Genomic DNA, 4,100 nt, shown 5'->3' with positions numbered 1-4,100 from the left:
GATATAAAAAACAAAGTTTTCTCACTATAACAACAAATATTCCGGTGTAATACCAAGTAGACACATAATATGTGTTATTTTCGGAATTGAAGATGTCCGTTTTTTGTTTTATCATTTTGTTAGCAAACTAACACTTAGAGTGCTAATATTTCTTCTGAAAAATGAAAGGAGGTCGTTGTATGAAGGTTATTCCATTAGGTTCAAGGTTGCTCATTAAACCCATCAAAGAGGAAAGAAAGACTGAGGGAGGCATTGTCCTTCCAGACACTGCTAAAGAGAAACCCATGAAGGCTGAAGTCATTGAAGTCGGTAAAGATGTTGAAGACCTTGACATCAAAGCCGGTGACAAAGTAATATTCTCAAAGTACGCTGGAACGGAAATAAAGATCGACGACGAGGATTATATCGTCATTGACCAGGACGACATTCTAGCGAAAATCGAAGACTGAAAGGGGGTAGTCTGAATGCCTAAAATTATAAGGTTCAGTGAAGAAGCAAGGACAGCTCTTGAAAAAGGAGTAGACGCTGTTGCAAACGCCGTTAAAATCACACTTGGTCCCAAAGGGAGAAATGTAGTACTTGAAAAGAGCTGGGGCTCTCCCACAATAACCAATGATGGAGTTTCTATTGCCAAGGAGATAGAACTGGAGGATAAATTTGAAAACCTCGGTGCTCAGCTGGTAAAAGAAGTCGCTTCTAAGACTAACGACATTGCCGGTGATGGTACGACAACAGCCACCGTTTTGGCTCAGGCCATGATAAAAGAAGGCCTTAAAAATGTTACAGCCGGTGCTAATCCCATTCTTATCAAAAGAGGAATTGAAAAAGCTGTTGAAAAAGCCGTTGAAGAAATACGCTCAATGTCAAAGAAACTCTCCACCCGTGAGGACATTGCACACGTTGCCGCTATTTCAGCAAACGATCCCTCTATCGGGGAACTCATCGCCGAGGCAATGGACAAAGTTGGAGAAGATGGCGTTATAACTGTCGAAGACTCGAAGACACTGGAAACCTATGTGGAATTCGTCGAAGGTATGCAGTTCGACAGAGGCTACATCTCCCCATACTTTGTTACAGACCCGGAAAAAATGGAAGCAGTCATCAAAGAACCTTATATCCTCATCACCGACAAGAAACTCTCCGCTGTGAAACCCATTGTTTCCATATTGGAAAAAGTTGCACAGGCCGGGAAGCCTCTTGTCATCATAGCTGAAGACGTTGAAGGTGAAGCTCTTTCCACATTAGTCCTCAACAAACTCAGGGGTACTCTTGAATCAATAGCTATAAAAGCTCCTGGTTTTGGTGACAGGAGAAAGGCAATGCTTCAGGATATCGCCATTCTAACTGGTGGAACAGTTATCAGCGAAGAGGTTGGCCTGACCCTTGAAAACGTCTCATTGGAAGATCTGGGAACAGCTGGCATGGTGAAGGTCAAAAAGGACGACACTATCATCGTTGATGGAAAGGGCGATCCTGAAAAGATTAAGCAGAGAATTGGCCAGATCAAGGCTCAGATTGAACAGACAACTTCTGACTACGAAAAAGAAACACTTCAGGAAAGGCTCGCTAAGCTATCTGGTGGCGTGGCAGTAATCAAGGTCGGTGCTGCTACCGAAACCGAACTCAAAGAAAAGAAGCACAGAATCGAAGACGCTCTCAGCGCAACAAGAGCTGCTGTTGAAGAGGGAATCGTCGCTGGCGGCGGAGTGGCACTTGTCAGGGCGAAAAAAGCCGTTGAAAAACTTCTCAATGAAACTGAAGACGCCGACATGAAAATCGGTGTGCAAATCGTTTATAAGTCCATCGACATGCCTATGAGACAGATAGCTTCCAATGCTGGCCTCGATGGTGCGGTTATCGTTCATAAAGTGCTGGAGCTCGATGATGCTGTCAAGGGATATGATGCACTCAACGACAAGTTTGTAAACATGTTCGAAGCTGGTATTGTCGATCCTGTCAAAGTTACAAGAAGCGCTTTGCAGAACGCAGCTTCTATCGCGGGCATCCTGCTCACAACAGAAGCAGCAATTGTTGAAAAACCCGAAGAAAAGAAAGAACCCGCAACACCACCGATGCCTGAATACTGATTAAAATAAAAGTAAAGGGAGGGAAAGCCCCTCCCTTTTTATTTGTTGTCTGAAAATATGGTAATCACAAGTATTCCCATCAGTTCCTTTCTGAAGATGACTACAATTCCATTTTTTTCCAGTCTTATGTTTCCATTTTCTTCAATAGCGGCTTTAGAAGACGGGTCTAAAATCATGCGTTCAATCTCTTCTACATCAATTCCACGTTCATTAAGACGCTGCAGGGCATGAGAGGTAAACCTTATATCTCCTACATTTACTTTTGTTTTTTGCCCATTGCTTTTTTCCCGGGAATTTTTTACCCGTGGGCTTTCGACAATGAACATAACAATAATTAAAGCAATAATAACAAAAAAGAAGAACTGCATGATAAACTCCTGTCCTAAAATTAATATCATGGAATTTATATTGTTGATCAAATGGAGAATAAGGGAACAGCTCCACAGTATTATGAGATACAAGACAAAGGGACTCATCCTCATGTTTATGGTTACAGGTATATTGTTCCTTATTCTCTTTCCATTGCTATTCTACCTTAAAATCTATTTCATCCCTAACTTTGAAAAAATATCAGAACTGTCTCAAAAATTAAAGCCATTGACAGATGTGGACCTTTCAGAGGTGATAATATCGTTTTTTTCTTCGATAATATTTGTGATAATGCTAGGAAGCGATATTCCAATCACAGTTTCGAATCTTTTTTTTGCAGACAAGCTCGAAACCCTCTGGCATATTCCAATAAAACGTTCGAACATCTTCAGGGCTCAGCTTTTTGAGATACTCTCCTCTGCAAGCCTTCCATTGATTCTCTTTTCACCTTTCTTTCTTGGGGCACTTTATGGACTCGGTTACAAAGACTGGGATTTTTTGAGAGTTTCGTTATTGCTCTTTCTTTTCATTGTTGAAATATTTTACGTGAACATCTTGATTTCAACAGTTATAGTTTTTTTCACCAGTGGAAAGATGATGAAATACATATCCGCAATAATGACCGCTGTAACCCTTGTTGTTTTTGTTTTTACGCTCCGAATAATGGATTTCTCCACTTTGGAAAGCGCCTCGCCTCTTGAAATTGCAGATAGACTCTTAGCTTTTAGTGGTGTTGCCACGTCGAAATTCCTTCCTTGGACTTTGTTTGTCAAGGCAATTACAAGCGGGGCGAAAGAAACCCTGTATTTTTTAGTGCTTGTTATCTCACTTGGTGGTGCTGTTGAATTGATTGGTAGAAAGTATTACTCCGTAATACTAAATAAACTCTGGTCGACCTCCAGAAAGACAAAGAACATATCTGGAAAAGTTCATTATCTTCCACCATTTTTGTCTCTCTTGAAAAAGGATACACTATTGATTTTCAGAGAACCCAAACTCATATTTGCCTTTCTTTATCCAGCTCTTTTTTTGCCCGTGATCATTCTGGCAAATCCATTGCTTGTTAAAGGAACAGGGATAGTACAGTTATTAGGCCTTTTCGTTTTTCTTCTGTCAAATTACACCACTGTGGCTTCTACTGCTCTCTTTGCCTTTGAACGAAGAATGAATGATTTCAAAAAGGTATTTCCTATTACTTCGTTCAGTTTTGCCTTTTCCAAAGTTCTAATCATCTGGGGGCTTTTTGGATTGATAAGCTTTGTGCTTGGTATATATATTCAAAGCGAGATTCCAAACATTAATCAGTTTATGTTTCTTTTTCAACTCTTTATGATACCAACTATTTTTGCACTCACGGTCTTCGGTGGAATACTGGAGCGAAAGTTCGGTACAGGGGAAAGCAAGAACGTTTTCAAAGCGCTGAATTTGACGGGTGCTATACTCTCATTTTTGGTGAGTAGCCTATTACCTATATTCACAGCTTTGCCCGCGGCTCTCTTAATTCTGGGAAAAATCGATGTCATGTTATTGTTCATGAGAGTCCCGGGAAATTTGCTTACGCGGCTGCTTTTCGGTGCTTTTGTACCCATAATGTTATGGGCAGGGAACTTGTGGCTCGGATATAAATTGCTGTGCTATAATGAT

4 protein-coding genes are annotated in these 4,100 nt (G+C 40.8%); 3 read left to right on the top strand and 1 reads right to left on the bottom strand.

The window, feature by feature from the left end; all coding sequences use genetic code 11:
* The first annotated feature begins 179 nt into the window (after positions 1 to 179).
* Both groES and groL read left to right on the top strand, forming a co-directional pair.
* Positions 180 to 449 (top strand): co-chaperone GroES, encoded by a 270-nt coding sequence (groES, locus tag AC3LHT_RS06900; protein ID WP_068346901.1) that lies wholly within the window; start codon positions 180 to 182, stop codon positions 447 to 449.
* A gap of 15 nt (positions 450 to 464) precedes the next feature.
* Positions 465 to 2,087, top strand: a complete 1,623-nt coding sequence (groL, locus tag AC3LHT_RS06895; RefSeq protein WP_290644868.1) for a chaperonin GroEL — start codon at positions 465 to 467, stop codon at positions 2,085 to 2,087.
* A 38-nt stretch (positions 2,088 to 2,125) separates the two neighbouring features.
* Here the strand turns inward: groL and AC3LHT_RS06890 are convergent, their stop codons facing one another.
* Positions 2,126 to 2,455: a DUF4258 domain-containing protein gene (locus AC3LHT_RS06890; protein ID WP_488662386.1), complete on the bottom strand. Its 330-nt coding sequence runs from the start codon at positions 2,453 to 2,455 to the stop codon at positions 2,126 to 2,128.
* A gap of 43 nt (positions 2,456 to 2,498) precedes the next feature.
* Here AC3LHT_RS06890 and AC3LHT_RS06885 point away from each other — a divergent pair.
* A partial coding sequence (locus tag AC3LHT_RS06885) for a hypothetical protein (RefSeq protein WP_488662385.1) occupies positions 2,499 to 4,100 on the top strand: 1,602 nt, incomplete at its 3' end.

This window comes from Kosmotoga sp., assembly GCF_982836095.1.
The sequence above is the reverse complement of the archived record's forward strand: the minus strand, read 5'-3'. Positions and strand labels throughout refer to the sequence as shown.